The sequence below is a fragment of the Micrococcus sp. UYEF5 genome (assembly GCF_040546065.1).
GTDB lineage: Bacteria > Actinomycetota > Actinomycetes > Actinomycetales > Micrococcaceae > Micrococcus > Micrococcus luteus.
In genome coordinates this window covers 16,674-37,878 of the sequence record NZ_JBEPNB010000003.1, presented here as the reverse complement: position 1 = coordinate 37,878, position 21,205 = coordinate 16,674, and the positions used below count along the sequence as shown (strand labels likewise).

16 protein-coding genes and 1 riboswitch are annotated in these 21,205 nt (G+C 74.3%); of the genes, 11 read left to right on the top strand and 5 right to left on the bottom strand.

Annotated elements, in window-relative coordinates:
* Positions 1 to 2: 2 nt before the first annotated feature.
* From ABIB16_RS03815 to ABIB16_RS03805, 3 genes are read right to left on the bottom strand one after another with little or no spacing between them, the layout of a single operon-like run.
* Entirely contained in the window at positions 3 to 1,997 is a 1,995-nt protein-coding gene (locus tag ABIB16_RS03815; protein WP_230259748.1) for an FMN-binding glutamate synthase family protein, read from the bottom strand.
* Positions 1,998 to 2,028: 31 nt separating this feature from the next.
* Positions 2,029 to 2,610 (bottom strand): acyl-CoA thioesterase, encoded by a 582-nt coding sequence (locus ABIB16_RS03810; protein ID WP_230259749.1) that lies wholly within the window; start codon positions 2,608 to 2,610, stop codon positions 2,029 to 2,031.
* Positions 2,611 to 2,629: 19 nt separating this feature from the next.
* Positions 2,630 to 6,274 (bottom strand): bifunctional proline dehydrogenase/L-glutamate gamma-semialdehyde dehydrogenase, encoded by a 3,645-nt coding sequence (locus tag ABIB16_RS03805; protein ID WP_230259750.1) that lies wholly within the window; start codon positions 6,272 to 6,274, stop codon positions 2,630 to 2,632.
* A 131-nt stretch (positions 6,275 to 6,405) separates the two neighbouring features.
* Between ABIB16_RS03805 and ABIB16_RS03800 the strand changes: the two genes are divergently transcribed.
* Positions 6,406 to 7,455: an agmatine deiminase family protein gene (locus tag ABIB16_RS03800; protein WP_161787807.1), complete on the top strand. Its 1,050-nt coding sequence runs from the start codon at positions 6,406 to 6,408 to the stop codon at positions 7,453 to 7,455.
* Here the strand turns inward: ABIB16_RS03800 and ABIB16_RS03795 are convergent.
* Complete coding sequence (locus tag ABIB16_RS03795) at positions 7,421 to 8,707, bottom strand: AI-2E family transporter (protein ID WP_078025500.1); 1,287 nt, start codon at positions 8,705 to 8,707, stop codon at positions 7,421 to 7,423. The genes ABIB16_RS03800 and ABIB16_RS03795 overlap by 35 nt on opposite strands.
* A gap of 46 nt (positions 8,708 to 8,753) precedes the next feature.
* A riboswitch (TPP riboswitch) is annotated at positions 8,754 to 8,859 on the top strand.
* A gap of 66 nt (positions 8,860 to 8,925) precedes the next feature.
* Here ABIB16_RS03795 and ABIB16_RS03790 point away from each other — a divergent pair.
* The 7 genes from ABIB16_RS03790 to ABIB16_RS03760 all read left to right on the top strand — a co-directional run bounded on the left by ABIB16_RS03790 (position 8,926) and on the right by ABIB16_RS03760 (position 16,582).
* The gene (locus ABIB16_RS03790; RefSeq protein ID WP_354436057.1) at positions 8,926 to 9,993 is read left to right on the top strand and encodes a thiamine ABC transporter substrate-binding protein; all 1,068 of its coding nucleotides are present in this window, start codon (positions 8,926 to 8,928) and stop codon (positions 9,991 to 9,993) included.
* Complete coding sequence (locus ABIB16_RS03785) at positions 9,993 to 11,723, top strand: ABC transporter permease (RefSeq protein WP_134415888.1); 1,731 nt, start codon at positions 9,993 to 9,995, stop codon at positions 11,721 to 11,723. Before ABIB16_RS03790 ends, ABIB16_RS03785 begins: the two co-directional genes overlap by 1 nt.
* Positions 11,723 to 12,424 carry an ABC transporter ATP-binding protein gene (locus ABIB16_RS03780; protein WP_002857999.1) on the top strand — a complete coding sequence of 234 codons (702 nt, stop codon included), beginning with the start codon at positions 11,723 to 11,725 and terminating at the stop codon, positions 12,422 to 12,424. Before ABIB16_RS03785 ends, ABIB16_RS03780 begins: the two co-directional genes overlap by 1 nt.
* Positions 12,421 to 12,927 carry a TetR family transcriptional regulator gene (locus ABIB16_RS03775; protein WP_010080165.1) on the top strand — a complete coding sequence of 169 codons (507 nt, stop codon included), beginning with the start codon at positions 12,421 to 12,423 and terminating at the stop codon, positions 12,925 to 12,927. Before ABIB16_RS03780 ends, ABIB16_RS03775 begins: the two co-directional genes overlap by 4 nt.
* A gap of 212 nt (positions 12,928 to 13,139) precedes the next feature.
* A complete protein-coding gene (locus ABIB16_RS03770; protein WP_113913859.1) occupies positions 13,140 to 14,492 on the top strand; it encodes an RNase H family protein in 1,353 nt (450 codons plus the stop codon).
* A gap of 61 nt (positions 14,493 to 14,553) precedes the next feature.
* The gene (locus ABIB16_RS03765; protein WP_217565145.1) at positions 14,554 to 15,996 is read left to right on the top strand and encodes an alanine/glycine:cation symporter family protein; all 1,443 of its coding nucleotides are present in this window, start codon (positions 14,554 to 14,556) and stop codon (positions 15,994 to 15,996) included.
* Positions 15,997 to 16,186: 190 nt separating this feature from the next.
* Positions 16,187 to 16,582, top strand: a complete 396-nt coding sequence (locus tag ABIB16_RS03760) for a hypothetical protein (RefSeq protein WP_063188917.1) — start codon at positions 16,187 to 16,189, stop codon at positions 16,580 to 16,582.
* A gap of 138 nt (positions 16,583 to 16,720) precedes the next feature.
* On the opposite strand, the gene ABIB16_RS03755 is transcribed toward ABIB16_RS03760, so the two are convergent.
* Positions 16,721 to 16,975, bottom strand: a complete 255-nt coding sequence (locus tag ABIB16_RS03755) for a DUF6480 family protein (protein WP_095346987.1) — start codon at positions 16,973 to 16,975, stop codon at positions 16,721 to 16,723.
* A gap of 258 nt (positions 16,976 to 17,233) precedes the next feature.
* On the opposite strand from ABIB16_RS03755, the gene ABIB16_RS03750 reads away from it, so the two are divergent.
* From ABIB16_RS03750 to ABIB16_RS03740, 3 genes are read left to right on the top strand one after another with little or no spacing between them, the layout of a single operon-like run.
* Entirely contained in the window at positions 17,234 to 18,382 is a 1,149-nt protein-coding gene (locus ABIB16_RS03750; protein ID WP_134415892.1) for an acetyl-CoA C-acetyltransferase, read from the top strand.
* Positions 18,383 to 18,402: 20 nt separating this feature from the next.
* Positions 18,403 to 20,004, top strand: coding sequence for a fatty acyl-CoA synthetase (locus ABIB16_RS03745; protein ID WP_354436055.1), 1,602 nt, complete (start codon positions 18,403 to 18,405; stop codon positions 20,002 to 20,004).
* Positions 20,001 to 21,203 carry an acyl-CoA dehydrogenase family protein gene (locus ABIB16_RS03740; protein ID WP_163721039.1) on the top strand — a complete coding sequence of 401 codons (1,203 nt, stop codon included), beginning with the start codon at positions 20,001 to 20,003 and terminating at the stop codon, positions 21,201 to 21,203. Before ABIB16_RS03745 ends, ABIB16_RS03740 begins: the two co-directional genes overlap by 4 nt.
* Positions 21,204 to 21,205 lie beyond the last annotated feature (2 nt).

Genomic DNA, 21,205 nt, shown 5'->3' with positions numbered 1-21,205 from the left:
GGTCAGCCGACGCGGCCCTCGCCGCGGTGCTCGCCCTCGACGCGGCCGGTGGTCCCCCGCTGGGTGACCTCCTCGCCGTCCTGGCGCTCGGGCCGCTCGCCGGCCTCCGCCGGCAGGCCCTCGTTCTCGTCGGTGGGCGTCTCGCCGGCGGTGGCGGCGGGTGCCGGATCCTGCGGGGCCCGACGACGGCCGCCGTGCGGGGACAGCGACTCACCCTCACCCAACGAGCTGACGCGCGGCATCGGCGACGTCGTCAGCGGCACGGACTCGGTCTGCCGGGCGTCGACGAGCGTGGAGCCCGTCCCGGAGATGGGGGAGCCCTGCACGGGGGCGCCGGCCGCCTTGCGGCCCGGGATCAGCAGCTCGGAGCGCCACTCGGGGTCGCGCTCGGTGAGGTAGTCCACGCGGGCGTGCTCGCCGAAGTGGTCCGCGTCCGCCTCCTCCCAGTCCATGGCCCAGCCGGCGGGCGGGTCGTTGAGCAGCTCGTCCGTGCGCAGCCAGTGGTAGATGGACGCGTACGAGCGGGTGCTCAGGTGGTCCACGCGGCGGCGCAGCATGCGGGTGTTCAGCTGGGACGGATGCGTCAGGCCCATGGACGCCATGATCTGCACGGCCTCGCGCACGGTCAGGCGGTGGTAGTTGAAGACGCGGTTGCCCTTGTCCTCCACGTCGAGGGCGCGCATCAGACGCGGGTCCTGCGTGGCCACCCCCACGGGGCACTCGTTCGTGTGGCACTTCTGCGCCTGGATGCACCCGGTGGCCATCATCATCGCGCGGGCGGACATGGTGAAGTCCGCGCCCTGGATCAGACGCTTGACGATGTCCGAACCGGTGGCGACCTTGCCGGCCGCGCCGAGCTTGATCATGTGGCGCAGGCCGGTGCCCACGAGCGCGTTGTGCACGAGCATGAGGCCCTCGGTCAGCGGGGTGCCCACGCGGTCCGAGTACTCGAGCGGGGCGGCGCCGGTGCCGCCCTCGGAGCCGTCCACGATGATGAAGTCGGGGGCGATCCGCTCCTCCCAGATGGCCTTGGTCATGGCCAGCACGTCCACGCGGGAGCCCACGCAGAACTTGATGCCGATCGGCTTGCCGTCCGAGAGCTCACGGAGCTGCTCGATGAACCTGACCATCTCGCGCGGGGTGCGGAACGCGGAGTGGGACGCCGGGGACAGGCAGTCCTTGTCCATCGGGATCTCACGGGCCTCGGCGATCTCGGGGGAGATCTTCTCCTTGGGCAGCATGCCGCCCAGGCCGGGCTTCGCGCCCTGGGAGATCTTGATGGTGATGCCCTTGACCTCGGGCAGCAGCGCCTTCTCGGCGAACTTCTCCGGGCTGAAGGTGCCGTCCTCGTTGCGGCAGCCGAAATAGCCGGAGCCGATCTCCCAGAACAGGTCCGCGCCGTTGCCGCGGTGGTACTTGGTGAGGCCGCCCTCGCCGGTCTCGTGGATGAACCCGCCCAGGCCGGCGCCCTTGTTCATGGCGATCACGGCGTTGGCGGAGAGGGAGCCGAAGGACATGGACGAGATGTTCATCAGCGAGATGTCCACGGGTCGGCGGCAGTCCGGGCCGCCGATCCGCACCGTGGGGGGCTCCTCCGGCGGGTTGACCGGGGCGGTGGAGTGCAACAGGAACTCGTAGCCGATCTCCGAGGTGTCCCGCTCGGTGCCGAACGCCTTGTGGCTGTCCAGTCCCTTCGCACGGGCGTAGACGATCGAGCGGGTGTCCCGGTCGAACGGCTTGCCGTCGAAGTTGCGCTCGATGAAGTACTGCTGGATCTCGGGGCGGATCGACTCCAGCAGATACCGCATGTGGCCGAGCACGGGGTAGTTGCGGAGGATCGCGTGCCGCTTCTGGGTCATGTCCCACACGGCGAGCACGAGCAGCGCCACCAGGAGCACCGCCAGCACCCACCACGCGCCGCCGCCGATGGCGGCCACCAGCACGACGACGAGCGCGGCCAGCGAGAGGGTCGCGACGATCAGGAGTCTGTTGTTCACCCGACCATCGTGCCCTATATCACTCGAACGTTCATCCTTGCCGCACTGTGTCGAGGTCCCACGTGTGGGGCAGGGGCGTCCGGGCCGACGGCAGGGCCACGCTGCGCCGCCACTCGTGCAGCCACTCCGGCGGCGTCGGCTCCCCCGCGAGGTCGTGGCCGGCCGCCGCCGCGATCGCCCGGACCTCGTCGTTCTCCACGGGGCGGCCGTCCTTCTTGCGCAGGCGCGTGCAGATGTACGCGCGCACCGCGACGTCGCCGTCGACCACCACGCGCTGCTCGAACCACACCGCGCGCTCATCCAGGCCGATCATCCGCGTCTCCACGTCGAACCGCTGCCCCAGGGTCACCGAGCGGCGGAACGCGATCTGCTCGGCCTGCACCACGGGCGTCCAGTGACGACGCCGGATCTCGTCCCACAGGCCGGTGCGGACCATCGCGTCGAAGCGGCCGAGGTCGAACAGCCCGAAGTACTGGCCGTTGTTGACGTGCAGGGCCATGTCCACGTCCGTGGGCAGGGCGCGCATCGGCAGCGTCGTCGGCTCCCAGAGTCCGGCGCGCGGGCGGCGGCGGGCGCGGGCGACGACCCAGATCGTGCGGGGGATCAGATGCATCGGAGGTTCCTCCTCGGGGTCACAGGACCCCCTCGGTCAGATGGTCCGGCGTGCCGAACCGGTGGGCGGTCACGGACACGGCCTGTTCGTGCAGGAACGGCAGCAGCTCCACCTCGCCGGCGCTCACCACGGGGCCAGCGTAGACCGCCACGTCGGGGGTGTCGCCGAGCGCCGCGTGCAGCGCGCTCCGCGCCGCCTCGGCCGCCTCCCGGTCGCCGGTCCAGTCGGCGACGAGCCGGATCCGTGCGTCGCCGCCGCCCTCCGCTGCGGGCGGGATGAGGGCCAGCCGCCGGGCGCGGTCGTGGAACGCGGCGTCATCCTCGACGACGACGTCCACCGGCGCGGCCGTGCCGGCACCCTCCGTGCGGGCGGACCGGACCAGCTCCTCCACCCGGCCGCGCACGGCCTCGGCCGAGAGTCCGTCCACATCGGGCCCCTCCGCGGTGGGGGTCGGGCGCAGGCTCACGGTCATGGGCGCCCCGGCGCGCAGGCCGGCGGAGACGATGCGCAGCAGGTGGTCGGCGGGCCCCGAGTGCCGCCGCACGAGGACCGGGGTGGGGACGTGACGCAGCACGTTCCGCTCGGCCTCGAGCGCGGAGACGTCCGTGGCCACCCCGAACACGGTGGTCCACGCGTGGGTGTCGAGGGCGCGGGCGGTCTCGAGCCAAGACGCGCCCGCACCGTCGGCCTCGGCCCCGGGCCGCCCCTCTCCCCCGGCCCACGTGGGCGCGTCCTCCCAGTCCACGAGGCCGTGCAGGTAGTGCGGCCCGCCGGCCTTCGTGGTGGGGCCGACGACGGAACGCTTCCAGCCGCCGAAGGGCTGGCGGCGCACGATGGCCCCGGTGATGCCGCGGTTCACGTAGAGGTTGCCGGCGCGCACGCCGCGCAGCCACACGTCGATCTCCTCCCGGTCCAGCGAGTGCAGCCCGGAGGTGAGGCCGTAGTCCACGGCGTTCACGATCCCGATGGCCTCCTCGAGCGTCTCGGCCGTCATCACGGCCAGCACGGGGCCGAAGTACTCGGTGAGGTGGGCGTCGGCGCCGGGGCGTACGCCGGATCGGATGCCCGGGCTCCACAGGCGACCCGTCTCGTCCAGCTGCCGCGGACGCAGGGCCCACCGCTCCCCCGGGCCGAGCTCGGTGAGCCCGCGGCGCAGCTTCTCGCCTGGGGCCTCGATCACGGGGCCCATCTCGGCGCGCGGGTCCGCGGGGTGCGCCACGTGCAGGGACGAGGCGGCGTCCAGCAGCTGCCGGTGGAAGCGCTCGGAGGTGCCCACGGAGCCGACGAGCACCACGAGGGAGGACGCCGAGCACTTCTGGCCGGCGTGACCGAACGCGGACTGGACCACGTCCTTCGTGGCCAGGTCCAGATCCGCGGACGGGGTCACGATCACGGCGTTCTTGCCGGAGGTCTCGGCGAGCAGGTGCAGGTCGGGGCGCATCCCCTTGAACAACCGTGCGGTGTCCCAGCTGCCGGTGAGGATGAGCCGCTCGACGGCCGGGTCGGTCACGAGCGCCGCGCCGACCTCCGCCTCGTCCTCGTCCGCCAGCGTCACCAGGCGCACGAGGTCCGCGGGGTCGTGCCCGGCGAGCGGGCCGCCGTCGTCGAACAGGCCCGAGTCCCGCAGCCCGGCCACGATCAGCTCCCACGCGACCGCGCCCGTCCGCTCGGACTGCGGGGCCGGCTTGAACACCACGGGCGAGCCGGCGCCGAGCGCGGCGAGGACGCCCCCGACCGGGATGGCCACGGGAAAGTTCCACGGCGGGATCACCAGGGTCAGGCGGACGGGCACGGCGCGGGCGCCCTCCACCGCGTCCAGGCCGCGTGCCAGGCGCGCGTAGTAGTGCGCGAAGTCCACGGCCTCGGAGACCTCGGGGTCGCCCTGGTCCAGGGTCTTGCCGGTCTCGGCGGCGGCCACCTCCAGCAGGCGGGCCCGGCCGGCGTGCAGGGCCCGTCCGACGGCGTCCAGCGCGTCGGCGCGCTCGTGGCCGGTGAGCGCGCCCCAGCGGGCGCCGGGGTCGGCGGTGGCGGCGATGGCGGCGCGGGCGTCGTCGGCCGTGGTGGCGCGGTGGGCGCGGACGGTGTCCGTCCCGAGGTCCGAGCCCGGGACGGCCGCGAGGATCCGGCGGGCCCACTCCCGGTTGCCGGGCAGCGCGGGGTCCGTGTCCGGGGTGTTGGCGAAGCCGTCCACGGGGGCGGGGGTCGGCCCGTCCTCCCCGCGGGACCGGTCCTGGAGGCGGTTCGGACGGGGCACGGCCGCGTCCAGGTGGCGCAGCGAGGCGCGGAAGCGCTCCTCCTCGCGAACGAACAGGTCCGCGTCCGCGTCCAGGTCGAACACGGCGGACATGAAGTTCTCCGGGGAGGCGCCCTCCTCGAGGCGGCGCACGAGGTAGGAGATCGCCACGTCGAACTCCTCGGGCCGCACCACGGGCGTGTAGAGCAGCAGGGCGCCGACGTCCGCCCGGACGGCGGCGGCCTGGCCGGTGGCCATGCCGAGGAGCATCTCGAACTCCACCGCGGCCGGGTCGAGGCCGCGGCGCTCGATCAGCCGGTGGGCCAGGGCCACGTCGAAGAGGTTGTGCCCGGCCACGCCGATGCGCACGTGGGCCAGATGCTCCGGGGTGAGCGCGTAGTTGAGCACGCGCTTGTAGTTGGTGTCCGCCTCCTGCTTCGAGCCCACCGTGGCCAGCGGCCAGCCCGTCAGGGAGGCCTGCATCCGCTCCATGGGCAGGTTGGCGCCCTTGACCACGCGCACCTTGACCGGGGCGCCGCCGGCGGCGACGCGGCGCGCGGCCCACTCCTGCAGGCGCACCATGGCCGCGAGCGCGTCCGGCAGGTAGGCCTGCAGCACGATGCCGGCCTCGTAGTCGCGCAGGCCCGGCTGCTCGAGCAGGGCGGTGAACACGTTGAGCGTGAGGTCGAGGTCGCGGTACTCCTCCATGTCCAGGTTGATGAAGGTGTCCCGGTCCCGGGCGAGCTCGAACAGCGGGGTGAGCCGCTCGGTGATGTCCGCGACGGCCTCGTCGAACGCGTAGGGCGCGTGCGGGGCGGTGGCGGCGGAGACCTTGACGGACACGTAGTCGACGTCGTCGCGGCGGATCAGCGCGGCGATGCCCTCGAGCCGGCGGTCCGCCTCGCCCTGGCCGAGGATCGCCTCGCCCAGCAGGTTGATGTTCAGCCGGGTGTGCTCGTCGCGCAGGGCCGCGATGGCCTTGCCGAGCTGTCGGTCCCGCGCGTCGACGATCAGGTGGGAGACCATGTGCCGCAGCACGCGGCGGGCCGTGGGGACGGCGATGCGCGGCACGAGCGGGGCGGCGCGGCCGCCGACGCCGAGGACGGCGCGCAGGGCCGGGGGCAGGAAGCCGGGGGCGCGGCCGGCGAGCTCCCGCAGCGCCCGGGCGGCGATCGCGGGGTCCTCGGGGCGGACCACGTGGTCCACGAAGCGCACGATGAAGTCGAGGCCGCCCGGCTCCTTCAGGGCGCCCGCCAGCTGGCGGGCCGCGAAGTCGGCCTCGTGGTCCCGGGACTCGGCGAGCCAGCGCCGCACCTGCACGACGGCATCGTCGGCGAGGGCGTGCAGGTCGGCGGGGTCGGGGATCCCGCCGGTCGCGCCGAGGACCCGGTCGAGATCGTCATGGTCCTGGGCGGAGAACATCGCGGTCATGGCCGCACTCTGCACGTGTTCCGGGTCACAGGTCAAACCGCCGCGGCTTCCTGTCAGACGCCTATGCTCGATGGACATCCCCTCGCCGCGCGCCCGCGCGTCGCCGCCGTCTTCCCAGGAGCCCGTCCGCCATGGCCGCCGTCGACCCCGCCCCCACCGACGCGCGGGAGCGCCGGGACCTCGTCGTGCCCGTGCCCGGACCCGAGGACCCGCCCGAGCGGGCCTGGCTCGTCCTGCCCCACCGCCACCCGGTGCCGACGCTGCTGGAGGAGACGCGGGACGCCGTCGTGGGCCTGGCCGAGACGCTCGCCGCCGTGCTGCCGGTCACCGTGCTCGCCCACCCGCGCGACGCCGGGGCGGCGCGGCTGGTGCCCCCGGAGGTGGACCTGTTGCGCGCGCCCGTGGGCTCACCGCTGCTGGGCCGCACCGGGCCGAGCTTCGTCCGCCGCCCCGAGGGCCTGGCCGCCGTCGCCTGGCGCAGCGCCGCGGGACTGACCGGGACCGGGCCGCTCGACGGCGCGGCCGCGACGGCCGTGGCGGAGGCGGCGGGACTGCCGCTGCTCACCCCCCTGCTGTGCGCCCCGCGCGGGGCCTGGGTGAGCGACGGCGAGGGGACGGCCGTGGTGGCCGCGGACCCCGTGCTGGACGGGCGGATCAACGGCGCGTGGACCCCCGGCCAGGTGGCCGCCGAGTTCGCCGCCCTGCTGGGGATCACCCGGGTGCTGTGGGTGCCGCCGGCACCGCGGCCGGACACCGGGCCGTGGGGCGGGCCCGGCCACCTGGCCTCGTGGGTGCGGCTGGGGGGCGACGGCGAGGCCGCCGTGCACTGGCGCGGCGACCGGTTCCACCCCGAGCACCCCTACGCGGCGGCGGCGCTGCGCTTCCTGCAGGGCGCCGACGACGCCGCCGGCCGGCCCCTGCGCGTGCGCACGGTGACCGGGGCGGCGCAGCCCGCCGCGTACGACCCGGCCGAGCGGGGCCCCCGCTCCCTCCTGGACACGCTGCCGCTGGGCGCTGCGGTGCTGCGGCCGGCGTTCGAGGACGCCGCGGGCGAGGAGGCCGCAGCCGCCGCGTGCGCGGCACTGCACCCGGGGCTGCCCCAGCTGTCGTTCCCCGCCCCGCCGCTGCTGCGGCTGGCCGGCGCGCTCAACGACCTGGTGCTGCTCCAGCCCCGCCCGTGACCTCGTCGGTCGCGGGGCCGTCGTCGTCCCCGCCGTCCGTCGGGGCGCGGTCCTCGTCCTTCCCGTGCGCGTCCGAGCGCCAGGCCGCCGGGCGCAGCCGTTCCAGGAGCGAGGACTGACGGCGCTCCATCCCCTTCAGGTCCGAGGCGATGAGCGCGTTGATCCAGCGGGCGTTCGGGTCGGCGTCGATCAGCACGGCCTTGGCCAGCAGCGTGCAGGGCAGCGCGAGGATGGCGCCGAGCGGGCCGAGGACCCAGGCCCAGAAGAGCAGGGAGAGGAAGCTGACGGTGGGGATCACGCCGATCGCGTCGCCGGCCACCTTGGGCTGGATCACGGACTGCAGCACGAAGTTCAGCACCGAGTAGCTGACCACCACCCACAGGAAGTCGGACCAGCCGCCCGCCGCCAGGCCCAGGACGGCCGGCGGCAGCAGGCCGATGATGAAGCCGATGTTCGGGATGTAGTTGGTGAGGAAGCTGAGCACGCCCCACACGAGCGCGAGCGGCACGCCGATCAGCATGAGGGCAATCACGTCCAGCACCGCCACGATCAGGCCGAACACCGTGGTGACCACCCAGTAGCGGCGCACGCCCTGGGCGAACTCGACCAGGGCGTGGCCGAACTCGTGGCGGGCGGTGCTGAGCAGGCGGACGCGGCGTTCGACGTCCATCGAGTCCATGGCCAAGAAGAACATGCCCATGATCACGGTGACGAGCAGGCCGAAGACCGCGTAGACGTTCGTGGCGATCTTCGTGATGGCGCTGACGGCCGTCCCGGTGACGGCGCTCATGTCGATCGAGGCCAGCTGCTGGGACACCATGTCCGGGGTCACGCCGCGCTCGTTGAGCCAGTGCGAGACGTCCAGGACGATCTGCTGGAAGCGGTCCGCGTACTTGGGCAGCTCCGCCACCAGCTCGAGGCCGGACCACACCATCATGCCCCCGAACACGGCCATCACCGCGACGACCAGCAGGACGGTGGTGGCGGCCCCGAGCACGGGGTGCAGGCCCCGGCGGATGAGCCAGGCCTGCAGGGGGTAGGCCACGATCACGAGGTTCAGCCCCAGGAACACAGGCGCCGCGATGGAGGCGATCCCCTGGAAGAACTGCACCACCAGCACCAGGCCCGCGAGCGTCAGGACGATCACCAGCATGCGCGGCCACATGCGGTGGGGGCGGCGGATGTCCCAGTCGGAGGCGGGGCTGGACGAGGCGGGCGGCGGGGTCACCCCCGCGGGCTGTGCGGCGCTCACGCGGGCAGTCTATGCGCGGGCCGGACGGGGTAGGGTCGGGACCAGTCCACATCGACAGGGGAGCGCCCTCGCGGCGCTGAGAGTGCGGTCCGCCGCAGACCCTCGAACCTGCTCCGGTCCGCACCGGCGAAGGAAGTCGAGTCTCCCGGTCGACGTCGTCCCGGGATTCCGGTGGCGGCCTCGTCCCGGCCCCTCTGCCGTCCCAGAGGAGAACCGCCATGTCCCGCACCCCGCACCGCGCCCTCGCCGCCCTCTCGGTGGCCGCCCTCGCCCTCACCGGCTGTTCGGTGTCCGGCTCGTCCGGCGACGGGGCGTCGTCGTCCGCCTCCGGCGCCGGCGGCGGCGAGCCGACGACCGTGACGATCATGACGCACGACTCGTTCAACCTGCCCCAGGAGCTCGTCCAGAAGTTCGAGCAGGAGTCCGGCTACACCCTGAAGACCACGGCCCCCGGCGACGCCGGCAGCGTGGTGAACCAGCTCCTGCTGGCCAAGGACGAGCCCACCGTGGACGGCGTCTACGGCGTGGAGGACCACTCGGCGCACCGCCTCGTCCGCGAGGGCGTCGTCGCCGAATACACCCCGCAGGACCTGCCCGCCTCCGCACAGGACCGGATGGTGGAGGACCGCATGACCCCGGTGGACCAGGGCCAGGTGTGCTTCAACACGGATCCGGCATGGTTCGAGGCCCACGACGTCGAGGCCCCCACCTCGATCGACCAGCTCGACGACCCCGAGTACGCGAAGCTGACGGTCGCCACCTCCCCCGTGGCCTCCTCCCCCGGCCTGGCGCTGCTCGCGGCCACCACGGAGAAGTACGGCGACGACGGCTGGCAGGACTGGTGGCGGGGCCTGATGGAGAACGGGGGCAAGATCGCCGACAGCTGGTCCGACGCCTACAACTCGGACTTCTCCGGCGGCGAGGGCAAGGGTCAGTTCCCGGTGGTGCTCTCCTACTCCTCCTCCCCCGCGTTCGCCCCCGAGACCGAGGTGATCGAGGACTCCTGCACCCCGCAGGTCGAGTACGCCGGCGTGCTCGAGGGCGCGAAGAACCCCGAGGGCGCGCAGGCGTTCGTGGACTTCATGCTCACCGAGGAGGTCCAGACCGCCCTGCCCGAGTCGATGTACATGTACCCGATCGACGAGTCGGTGCAGCTGCCCGAGGAGTGGGCGCAGAACGCGCCGCTCGTCGAGGACGCCATCACCCCGGACCCCGCCCGCATCGACGAGCGCCGCGAGGACCTGCTGAAGGAGTGGACCGCCCTGGCCGAGGCCTCCCGGCGCTGATGTCCGCGCTCACCGAGGTCGCGGCCCCCGGCACGGACCTGCCGCGCCGGCGGGCCCGCGGCCGGGGGGACGGGCTCGGCCCGTGGTGGCTGGTGGCCGCCGTCCTGCCGGTCGCCTTCCTGCTCGTCTTCTTCGCGTGGCCCGTGGCGGCCATGCTCTGGCGCGGGATCGGCGGCGACGCCGAGACGTTCACCGGCGCCGTGGACCTCACCGCCTTCGGCCAGACCCTCGCCCGCGAGCGCACGTGGCGCATCCTCGGCCAGACGCTCGGCATGGCCGCCGCCGGCACGGTGGTCTCCGTGGCGCTCGGCCTGCCGACCGCGTTCGTGCTGCACCGGCGTCGCGTCCCGGGGCGGGCCGTGCTCCGCGCCCTCGTGCTCGTGCCGTTCGTGCTGCCCACGGTGGTGGTCGGAGTCGCGTTCCGCGCCCTGCTCGCCCCCGGCGGACCGCTCGGCTTCACCGGGCTGGACCAGACGACCACCGCCGTCGTGCTGGCCATGGTCTTCTTCAACGTGTCCGTGGTGGTGCGCCAGGTGGGCGCGCTGTGGAACGCGCTGGACCCCCGCCAGACCGAGGCCGCCCGCACCCTGGGCGCCTCGCCGTGGCGGGCGTTCCGCACCGTGACGCTGCCCCAGCTCGCCCCGGCGATCGCCGCGAGCGCGGCGCTGGTGTTCCTGTTCTGCGCGTCCGCGTTCGGCATCGTCCAGACGCTCGGCCGGCCCGGCTACGGCACGCTCGAGTCGGAGATCTGGGTGCAGACCTCCGTCTACCTGGACCTGCGGACCGCGGCGGTGTTCTCCGTGCTGCAGTTCGCGGTGGTGCTGGTCGCCGTCGTGGTCTCCGGCGTGACGGCGTCGCGCACCCAGCGGGCGCTGCGCCTGCGGGAGACGCCGCCGGCCCGGCTCACGCGCGCGGACGCGGTCCCGGTGGCCGTGATGCTCGCGGTGGTGGCGCTCGTGGTGGCCCCGATCCTGACGCTCGTGGTGCGCTCCTTCCACACCCGCCTTGGCTGGGGGCTGGGCAACTACCGGCTGCTGTCCACGAGCGCGGGCAGCGGGTTCGTGGGCGGGTCGACGCCGGCCCAGGCGCTGGAGCAGTCCCTGCGGGTGGCCGTGGACGCCACGCTCGTGACGCTCGTGGTGGCCGTGCCGCTGGCCCTGCTGCTGACCCGGCCCTTCCGTTCACGCGCGGCGCTGGCGGCCCAGCGGGCCCTCGACGGCGCCCTGCTCCTGCCGCTCGGGGTGTCCGCGGTGACCGTGGGCTTCGGCTTCGTCGTGTCCCTGCGGGCCGCGTTCCCGGAGCTGGCGGCCTCGGGCGTGCTCGTGCCGCTGGCCCAGGCGGTGGTGGCGCTGCCGCTCGCGGTGCGGGCGCTCGTGCCCGTGCTCGCGGCGGTGGACCCGCGGCTGCGGGAGGCCGCGCGCACCCTCGGGGCGGGCCCGTGGCGGGTGCTGGCCACGGTGGACGGTCCGTTCCTCGCCCGCGGCGTGGGCGTGGCGGCGGGCTTCGCGTTCGCGGTGTCCCTGGGCGAGTTCGGGGCCACGAGCTTCCTGGCGAGCCCGTCCGCGCCCACCCTTCCGGTGCTGATCGCCCGGCTGCTGGGCCGGCCGGGCGCGGACAACTACGGAATGGCGCTCGCGGCGGCCACGGTGCTGGCCGTGCTGAGCGCCGGGATCATGCTGGTGTGCGAGCGGCTGCGCCCCCGGGGCCCGGCCGGGGCGGGAGGTCTGTGATGACGCCGACGACGACGGGGGCCTCCCTCCGGCTCCGGGACGTGGCGATCCGCTACCCGGACGGCTCCACCCCCGTGCGGGGGACGGACCTGGACGTGGCCGCCGGGGAGATCGTGGCGCTCGTGGGCGCCTCCGGCTCGGGCAAGTCCACGATCCTGCGCGGGATCGCCGGGCTCGAGGACGTCGTGGCGGGCACGGTGGAGCTCGACGGGCGGGACGTGGCCGCGGTGCCGACGCACCGCCGGGGCGTGGGGATGGTGTTCCAGGACGGGCAGCTGTTCCCGCACCGGACCGTGGGCCGGAACGTGGCGTACGGCCTCGAGTCCGCCGGCTGGGACCGGGCCCGGCGGCGGGCACGCGTGGCCGAGCTGCTGGACCTGGTGGGCCTGACCGAGCTCACGGACCGGCCTGTGCAGCGGCTCTCCGGCGGGCAGGCCCAGCGCGTGGCGCTGGCCCGGTCGCTGGCCCCGGCCCCGCGGGTGCTCCTGCTGGACGAGCCGCTGTCCGCGCTCGACGCGGACCTGCGCCGGCGCCTGGCCGAGGACATCCGGACGGTGCTGCGGGCGGCGGGGACGACCGGCGTCGTCGTCACCCACGACCTCGCGGAGGCCGCGGTGATGGCCGACCGCACCGTGCGCCTGGGCGCGGGGGGACGCATCGCGGCGGAGGAGGACGGCCCGGCGGTAGCCTCTCAGGCATGACCCCGCCCGCACCCCGCCCCCGGCTGACCGCCCAGGACGTGGTGGACGCCGCCGTCGGGATCCTGCAGGACTTCGGCATGGGCGACCTGTCCATGCGGCGCGTGGCCGCGGTGCTGGGCGTGCAGGCCTCCGCGCTGTACTGGCACGTGCCGGACAAGCAGTCGCTGCTGGCGCGGGTGGCGGACCGGATCGTCGCCGAGGCGGAGGAGACCGTGCGCGCCCGCCGCGTCACGGACCTGGCGGGCCGCGCCGAGGCCGCGGAGGCCGCCCTGCTGCGGCACCGGGACGGGGCGGACGTGGTGCTCTCCGCCCTCGCGCTCGGGCTGGGCGGCCTCGGCCTGCACCGTCTGCTCACCGAGGCGGCGGACACCCCGGAGGACGGGGAGCGGGCCCTGGCGCTGCTGCTGGGCACCGTGTCCCTGCGGCAGCAGCGCGCGCAGGCGCAGGCGCTCGGCGTGCCGACCGGCCCGGACGTGCAGCGGCACCGCACGGACCCGCTCTGACGCCTCGTCCGACGCGGCCGCGCGGGAGGCCGAGGAGAGGAGACCTGCCTCCTCACAGGTGCGCTCGGTAAGGTCGCCCAGAGCAGAACAGGTCGGGACGGGTCGTCCCCTTCGTCCACGGCGATCCCGCCCGACCGCCGCAGGACCAGCATGGCCCGCCGGACCCGGCTCACAGTTCCGGCGCGGTCCCCTTCGACACAGCCGGCGAAGCCATGGGAGCACGGATCAACCACCCGCGGACGGTCGTGGACCGGACGCTGCATCACGACGTCGAGCCCGCACACCCCGCGGCGCTCGTCGACGTGGGCTGGGACTTCCGTGGCCCGGGCGCCAAGGCGGAGGAGCAGCACCGCCCGCTGCGCGTGGTCCGTGCCCGCCGGCCTCGGGGCACCCCGCGGGACCGGAACGGCGTCGACCTCACGCGCACCGGCCCCGTCGTCCCCCGCCCCTCCCCGCCGCGCACCCGGATCCGCCGGGACGGCGTCCGCGTGGTGGCCAGCCCGCTGGCCATGCTGCCCGGCGTGGACCACGGCCCCGCCCTCCGCCTGGACCTGCATCCGACGACGGGGGGCATCGTCTACGTGGCCCGCGAGCTCGAGCTGCGCGAGCTCGGCGACGACGTCCGCGGCCACGTCTACACCGGGATGGTCGGGACGGCGCATCTGAGCGCCTTCTGGTCCACCGTCACCGTCGACCTGCCGCCGGAGCGCCCGGTGATCGTGCGGCTGCGCTCGGACCGGGACGCCGAGCTGCTCTCCCTGCTCGAGGTCCTCGCCCCCGTGGACACGCGCGTGGTCTCCTACCGGCTCGACGAGTCCCCCGTGGGCACGCAGCGCTCCAGCTACCTGCTGCCGGACGTGGACCCGGAGACGGTCGCCCAGACGGGCGCGGCCCGGATCCCGCTCGAGGCCATCGAGGCCGCCCAGGAGGAGGAGGACGCGCTGCGCCGCTCCTCCGGCGTCTTCCTCTCCCGCCGCCGCACGGACCGCTTCCTGCGCCGCAACCTGCCCGGGGTGACCCACAGCCTCACGTTCGCGGACGAGGCGGACGTGACGGACGTGTACGTGGACGGCTCCGTGCTGCGCGGCTCCCGCATCGGCGGGGCGGCCGCCGTCGCCGGGCCGAGCATGTGGGCCGTGCAGGCCGTGGCCGGGGCCACGATGCCGCTCGAGGTGGAACTCGAGGCGCTCGTGCTGGGGCACGTGATCTGCGCGTGGGCGGGCACCCCCGGCGGCCGGGTCACCATCCACTCGGACTCGCGCGCCGCGCTGGCCCTGCTCAACGCCGCCCGCCGCGAGCGGCTCACCCTCGGCGGCGCCCGGGGCGAGCGCATCCGCCGCACCCTGCGGCGCCTGCTGGCCGCCGTCGACCTGGCGCAGGCCGCGGACGTCCAGGTGGACACCACGTGGGTCAAGGGCCACGTGGGCGTGCACGGCAACGAACTGGCCGACGACCTCGCCCGGGCCGCCGCCCGCCACGCCAGCGTCGGCACCCCCGAGGGGGACCTGCCCGAGCGGATGGGGCAGCTGATCCAGCTCCGCGTCGAGGACGACGCCGCCGGCTGACCCCGGCCCCCGATTCCCCGTCCTCCGCCCCAGCCTCTAGGGTGGGGCTGTGGAAGCGACAGTGGAACAGATCACAGCGGCCGTCACCGCCTTCAACGACAAGTACTGGTACGTCGTGATGGCGCTGCTCTTCGTGGCCGGGGTGTGGTTCACCATCCGGACCGTGGGCGTGCAGGTGCGCATGCTCCCGGAGATGCTGCGGTCGGTGACGGGCAAGTCCCAGACCGGGTTCGAGAACGACGGCGTGAGCCCGTTCCGCGCCTTCACCATCTCGGCGGCCTCGCGCGTGGGCACCGGCAACGTGGCCGGCGTGGCGATCGCGATCGTGATCGGCGGCCCGGGCGCCGTGTTCTGGATGTGGCTGCTGGCCATCCTCGGCGGCGCCACCGCCTTCGTCGAGTCCACGCTGGCCCAGCTGTACAAGCAGAAGGGCGCGGACGGCTACTTCGGCGGGCCCGCGTACTACATCCGCGACGGTCTGGGCGCCAAGTGGCTGGCGGCCGTGTTCGCCGTCGCCATCACCGTGACCTACGGCTTCGTGTTCAACGCCGTGCAGTCCAACTCGATCTCCGAGTCCGTGCAGGCCAACTGGGGCGCGTCCTCCACCACCGCGTGGATCGTGGGCCTGGGCCTGGCCGCCCTCACCGGCCTCGTGATCTTCGGCGGCGTGCGCCGGCTCTCGGCCGTGACCAACGTGGTGGTCCCCGTGATGGCCACGTTCTACATCTTCCTGGCCCTGATCGTGATGGTCGTCAACATCACCGAGGTCCCGGGCATGATCGCGCTGATCGTGGGCCACGCCTTCGGCCTGCGCGAGGTCGCGGGCGCCGCCGTCGGCATGACGATGGTGATGCAGGGCGTGCGCCGCGGCATGTTCTCCAACGAGGCCGGCATGGGCTCCGCCCCGAACGCCGCCGCCACCGCGGCCGTCTCCCACCCGGCCAAGCAGGGCTTCGTGCAGTCCCTGGGCGTCTACTTCGACACCCTGATCGTGTGCTCGGCCACCGCGTTCGTCATCCTGCTCTCCAACCCGGCCTACGGACGCGGGGAGGCGCTCGGCATGCAGGTGACCCAGGGTGCGCTCCAGCAGGCCGTGGGCGCGTGGGCCGGCCCGGCGCTGACCGTCATCATCTTCTTCCTGGCCTGGTCCTCCGTGCTGGGCAACACCTACTACGGCGAGGCCAACATCCGGTACCTGGCCGGCCGCCACGCGGGTCCGGCCATCACCGTGTTCCGCGTGCTCGTGCTGGTGTGCGTGGTCGGCGGCGCGCTCGGCTCCGTGGCGCTGGTGTGGAACCTCGCGGACACGTTCGCGGCCCTCATGGCGACCATCAACCTCGTGGCGATCATCCCGCTGGGCGGACTGGCCGTGAAGCTGCTCCGGGACTACGAGCGCAAGCTCAAGGCGGGCATGGATCCGGGCTTCCACCTCTCCGACCTGCCCGAGGCACGGAACGTGGCCCTGTGGCGGGACGAGCCGAAGACCTCCCCGCTCCAGGACTGACGCCCCCGCCCGCGCGTTTCGAGGCGGGATATCGACCCCATCTGGCTGCCGCGGGCGGCCGTGGGGTGGATATCCCGCCTCGATGCATGAGGAGGCCCGGTCTGGACACCGTGCGGGGGTCGACGCCTAGGTTGAGGCGCACCCGACCGGCCACGCACGAGTGGCCGGCACGACGTCCGAGGAGGACACCATGGGCATCCTCTCCAGCCTCACCCGCACTCTCGGCGGCGGTGGCCGCCGCTCCAGCCGACCCACCATCGGTGCGCACATCGGCCGGTCCCCCGGCTTCGGCCGGCAGGCCCGCTCTCAGGGACGCCGGTCCAGCGGCCTGGGCGGTGCCCTCCTGGGCACGCTCGGCGGTCTGGCGCTGCGTGAGCTCTCGCGCCGCGGCGCCGGGGGCACGACGCGCGGGCGCAGCTCCGGTGCGTACCGCGGCGGCTTCGGACCCTCGGCCCGGTCCACGGGCGGCCTCGGCACCGGCCTGCTGGGCGGGCTGCTCGGCGGGGCCCTCGCCTCCCGCGGCCGGTCCGGTGCCGCCGGCCGACGCACGGCGGGTGGCCGCCGGACCGTGGGCGGCGGCTTCTGACCGCTGCGACGGCGCGGCGTCGCAGCTGAGCGGCATCACCGCGGAGCGGACACGACCACGGGGCGGGCACCGACGGATCGGTGCCCGCCCCGTGGTCGCGATGGGCCGGTGGCGTGCTCGAGGCGTCTGCGCCGCGGCTCAGCCGAGGCCGGCGACGCGGCCCAGGATGAACACCAGGACGCCGATGACCACGAGGGCGATGATCAGCCCGAGCACGATCTTGCCGGCCGAGCGCTCGCCGGTCTGCTCCACGTCCATGCCCGGGTTGCTCGGGCCGACGCCTGCGCCCTCGGCTGGGGGCGTGTCGCCGTCGAACGCGACGCCGGAGGTCTCGTCCGTCGCCTCGCGTGCGCGCCGGGCGTCCTGGGGGTCGGGGGTGTGCGGGGTGGCCATGGCCGGCTCCTCTCGTCTCAGCGGCACGGGTGCGTGCCGCTGGCCCTCACGGTAGGCCCGGGGCAGGGGGTCCTGACCAGGGCGAGGCGACGCCCGCCCCAGCGCTTTCGTGGCCGAAACGGCGCGCCCCGAGCCGCTTTCGTTGACGAAACGGCGCTCCTCCAGGCCGCCGCAACGGATCCCGTCACACTCTTGATCGTTGGATGTCCAAGCAATAGCGTGATCGGCGTCACGTCCCCGCCGTCCGGAGGAGCCCCCATGCCCGAGGCCTACATCATCGACGCCGTCCGCACCCCCGTGGGTCGCCGAGGGAAGGGGCTCGCCGGCGTACATCCCCTCGATCTGGCGGCCGCGCCGCTGCGCGAGCTCGTCGCCCGCCAGGACATCGACTCGGCCGAGTACGACGAGGTCATCCTCGGCTGCATCGACCAGCTCGGCCCACAGGCCATGGACGTGGCGCGCAACGCCTGGCTCGCGGCCGGGCTCTCCGAGGACGTCCCCGGCACCACGGTCGAACGCCAGTGCGGCTCCGGCCAGCAGGCGGTCCACTACGCCGCGCAGGCCATCATGAGCGGGACGGCGGACCTCGTCGTCGCCGGTGGCGTGCAGTCCATGTCCGCGATCCCGCTCTCCCGGTCCAACACGGCCGCCCGCGATCTCGGCTTCCCCGACCCGTTCACCGGCTCCGAGTCCTGGGCCGCCCGCTACGGGGACGAGGAGATCTCCCAATTCCGCGGGGCCGAGATGATGGCCCGGCACTGGAACCTGGACCGGGACACCCTGGAGGAGTTCGCGGTGCGCTCCCACGAGCGCGCGCTCGCCGCCCAGGCCGACGGTCGCTTCGACCGCGAGATCCTGCCCCTCGCTGGCCTCACCGCGGACGAGGGCCCCCGCACCCCGGACGCCGCGAAGATCGCCTCGCTCGACCCGATCGTCCCCGGCGGGCTGCACACCGCGGCCACCGCGTCCCAGATGTCCGACGGCGCGGCCGCCCTCCTGCTCGCCTCCGAGGAGGCCGTGCGCCGCCACGGCCTCACCCCGCGAGCCCGCATCCACCACCTCTCCGCCCGCGGCGCCGACCCCGTCATGATGCTCTCCGCCCCGATCCCGGCGACGGCGTACGCGCTCGACCGCATGGGCCTGACCATCGACGACATGGACCTCGTGGAGATCAACGAGGCGTTCGCCGCCGTCGTGCTGGCCTGGCTGACCGAGACCGGCGCGGACCCGGCGAAGGTCAACGTCAACGGCGGGGCGATCGCCCTGGGCCACCCCATCGGCGCCACCGGCGCCCGCCTGATGACCTCGCTGCTGCACGAGCTCGAGCGCAGCGGCGGCCGCTACGGCCTGCAGACCATGTGCGAGGGCGGCGGCCAGGCCAACGTCACCGTGATCGAACGTCTCTGACCCGTCCCCCGGAGGTTCCCATGCGAGGCCAGATCACCCACCCCACCGACACCGCCGCCCACCCCTCCCCCGCCCCGGAGGACACGATCGGCCGCGTGTTCGCACGCGCGGTCGCCCGCTCCCCGCAAGCCGTCGCCCTGCGCTTCGAGGACCGCGACTGGACCTACGCCCAGCTCCGCGACGGAGCGCACCGCGTGGCCCGCCGCCTCCAGGACACCGGCCTGCCGGCCGGCACCCGGGTGGCCGCCTACGCCACCAACTCGGACGCCTACGCGCTGCTCTTCCTGGCCTGCGTCACGGCCGGCTACGTGCACGTGCCCGTGAACTTCGCGCTCAAGGGCGGCGAGCTCGCGCACGCCCTCGAGGACTCGGGTGCGGAGCTGCTGGTGGCCGACGCCGGCATGCTCGAGCGCGTCGACCAGGTCCGGGCCGAGGGCCGCGCGTCGGCTCTGCGGCACGTGTGGACCATGCTCCCCGCCGGCCACGCCGAGCCCTCCGTGCTGGAGACCGCCCGGGACGAGACGTTGGACGCCGCCGCCCCGGAGGCGGAGGTGTCGGCCACCGACCTGGCCCAGCTGCTCTACACCTCCGGCACCACCTCCACCCCCAAGGGCGCCATGATGTCCCACCGGGCGCTCGTGGCGGAGTACCTCTCCTCGATCATCGCGCTGGACTTCACGGCCGAGGACCGCCCCCTGGTGGCCATGCCGCTGTACCACTCGGCCGCGATGCACGTGTTCCTGCTCCCCTACCTGAGCCTCGGCGCCACGGTGCGACTGCTCGCCGCCCCGGACATCGCCCGGATGCTCGAGCTCGTGGAGACCGAGCACATCGGCTCCCTGTTCCTGGCGCCCACCGTCTGGGTGCCGCTGGCGAACCATCCGGACCTGGCCACGCGCGACCTCTCCTCGCTGCACAAGGCCCAGTACGGGGCCTCGATCATGCCGGTGACCGTGCTGCAGCGCCTCCGTCAGAGCCAGCCGGGCATCGGCTTCTACAACTGCTTCGGCCAGTCCGAGCTGGGCCCCCTGTGCACCGTGCTGCGCCCCGAGGAGCACGACGCGCGGCCGGCCTCATGCGGCCGCCCCGTGTTCCACGTGGAGGCGCGGGTGATGACGGCCGACGGCGCCCCCGCCGCGCCCGGCGAGCCCGGCGAGATCCAGTACCGCTCGCCGCAGCTGCTCTCCGGCTACTGGAACCGCCCGGACGCCACCGCGGACGCGTTCACCGACGACGGCTGGTTCCGCTCCGGCGACCAGGTCACCCAGGACGCGGCCGGCTACATCCAGGTGGTGGACCGCATCAAGGACGTCATCAACACGGGCGGCGTGCTGGTCGCCCCGCGGGAGGTCGAGGACGCGATCTACGAGCTCGACGAGGTGGCCGAGGTCGCCGTCATCGGCCTGCCGGACGAGCGCTGGATCGAGGCGGTGACCGCCGTCGTCGTGCTCAAGGAGGGCGCCGAGCTGACCGCGGAGACCGTGCGCGCCCACGTGAAGGAGCGGCTGGCGGGCTTCAAGGTGCCCAAGCGCGTGGACTTCGTGGCGGAGCTGCCGCGGAACCAGTCGGGCAAGCTCCTCAAGCGCGCGCTGCGCGCCGAGCGGACGCAGGAGGCCCGGTGACGCGCACGCAGAAGCCGACCTACGACGTCGTCACGCCCCTGGACGTCGACTACCTGGACGCGTTCGGGGAGGCGACGGACGAGGACCGCGCGCACTGGGACCGCGCCCGTGCCTACGGCCGGGAGGTGCTCGAGCGGATCGACGGGCACTGGGACCGGGCGGAGTACCCGTTGGACCTGGTGGCGCGGGCGGGCGAGCTCGACCTGCTCACCGACGGGCTGGAGGTGCCGGGGCACGCGGTGATGTCCCCGTTGGCCGCGGGCCTGGTGGCGATGGAGATCTCCCGCGCGGACGGGTCGATGGCGGCCGCGGCGGCGGTGCAGGGCGGGCTCGTGCTGCGCGCCCTGGTGCACTGCGCGAGCCCGGAGCAGAAGGAGCGGTACCTCGAGCCGGTGGCGCGCGGCACGCTGCCGGGCGGGTTCGCGCTCACGGAGCCGCTGCACGGTTCGGACTCGGTGTCCCTCGAGACGTCCGCGCGGCCCGACGGCGCCGGCGGCTGGGTGCTGAACGGCGCCAAGAAGTGGATCGGCAACGGGGCCGCCGGGGGCATCACGATCGTGTGGGCGCGCGACACCGAGGACGGCCAGGTCAAGGGGTTCGTGGTGGAGCAGTCCACGCCCGGCTACGAGGCCGAGGTGATCACGGGCAAGGGCGCGCTGCGGGCCATCCACCAGGCGGAGATCACGCTGACCGACGTGCGGGTCGGCGACGACGCGCGGCTGCCGGGCGTGGCGACGTTCAAGGACGCCGCGCGCGTGCTGGTGGCCACCCGCGTGAACGTGGGCTGGTCCGCGCTGGGCCACGCGACCGCCATGTTCGAGGCCGCACTCGCGTACGCCCGGCAGCGCGAGCAGTTCGGCAAGCCGCTGGGGGCGCACCAGATGGTGCAGGAACGGCTCGCGCAGATGCTGGACGAGGTGACCGCGATGCAGACCCGCTGCGTGGCCGTGGCCCGCCTGCAGGCGGCGGGGCGGCTGCGCGACGAGCAGGCGTCCCTGCTGAAGTACGCCTGCACGCGGGGCGCGCGGCGGGTGGCGCAGATCGCCCGCGACATGCTCGGCGGCAACGGCATCCTCCTCGAGCACCGGGTGATGCGGCACTTCGCCGACGTCGAGGCGCTGCACACCTACGAGGGCACCGAGTCCGTGCAGGCGTTGATCCTCGGCCGGGACCTGACCGGGATGAGCGCGTTCGCGTGAGC

What these genes read in the sequence shown, in the direction of transcription:
- ABIB16_RS03810 (WP_230259749.1), bottom strand. Translation starts at nt 2,610, where the DNA reads ATGCATCTGATCCCCCGCACGATCTGGGTCGTCGCCCGCGCCCGCCGC.
- ABIB16_RS03805 (WP_230259750.1), bottom strand. Translation starts at nt 6,274, where the DNA reads ATGACCGCGATGTTCTCCGCCCAGGACCATGACGATCTCGACCGGGTC.
- ABIB16_RS03800 (WP_161787807.1), top strand. Translation starts at nt 6,406, where the DNA reads ATGGCCGCCGTCGACCCCGCCCCCACCGACGCGCGGGAGCGCCGGGAC.
- ABIB16_RS03790 (WP_354436057.1), top strand. Translation starts at nt 8,926, where the DNA reads ATGTCCCGCACCCCGCACCGCGCCCTCGCCGCCCTCTCGGTGGCCGCC.
- ABIB16_RS03785 (WP_134415888.1), top strand. Translation starts at nt 9,993, where the DNA reads ATGTCCGCGCTCACCGAGGTCGCGGCCCCCGGCACGGACCTGCCGCGC.
- ABIB16_RS03780 (WP_002857999.1), top strand. Translation starts at nt 11,723, where the DNA reads ATGACGCCGACGACGACGGGGGCCTCCCTCCGGCTCCGGGACGTGGCG.
- ABIB16_RS03775 (WP_010080165.1), top strand. Translation starts at nt 12,421, where the DNA reads ATGACCCCGCCCGCACCCCGCCCCCGGCTGACCGCCCAGGACGTGGTG.
- ABIB16_RS03770 (WP_113913859.1), top strand. Translation starts at nt 13,140, where the DNA reads ATGGGAGCACGGATCAACCACCCGCGGACGGTCGTGGACCGGACGCTG.
- ABIB16_RS03760 (WP_063188917.1), top strand. Translation starts at nt 16,187, where the DNA reads ATGGGCATCCTCTCCAGCCTCACCCGCACTCTCGGCGGCGGTGGCCGC.
- ABIB16_RS03755 (WP_095346987.1), bottom strand. Translation starts at nt 16,975, where the DNA reads ATGGCCACCCCGCACACCCCCGACCCCCAGGACGCCCGGCGCGCACGC.
- ABIB16_RS03750 (WP_134415892.1), top strand. Translation starts at nt 17,234, where the DNA reads ATGCCCGAGGCCTACATCATCGACGCCGTCCGCACCCCCGTGGGTCGC.
- ABIB16_RS03745 (WP_354436055.1), top strand. Translation starts at nt 18,403, where the DNA reads ATGCGAGGCCAGATCACCCACCCCACCGACACCGCCGCCCACCCCTCC.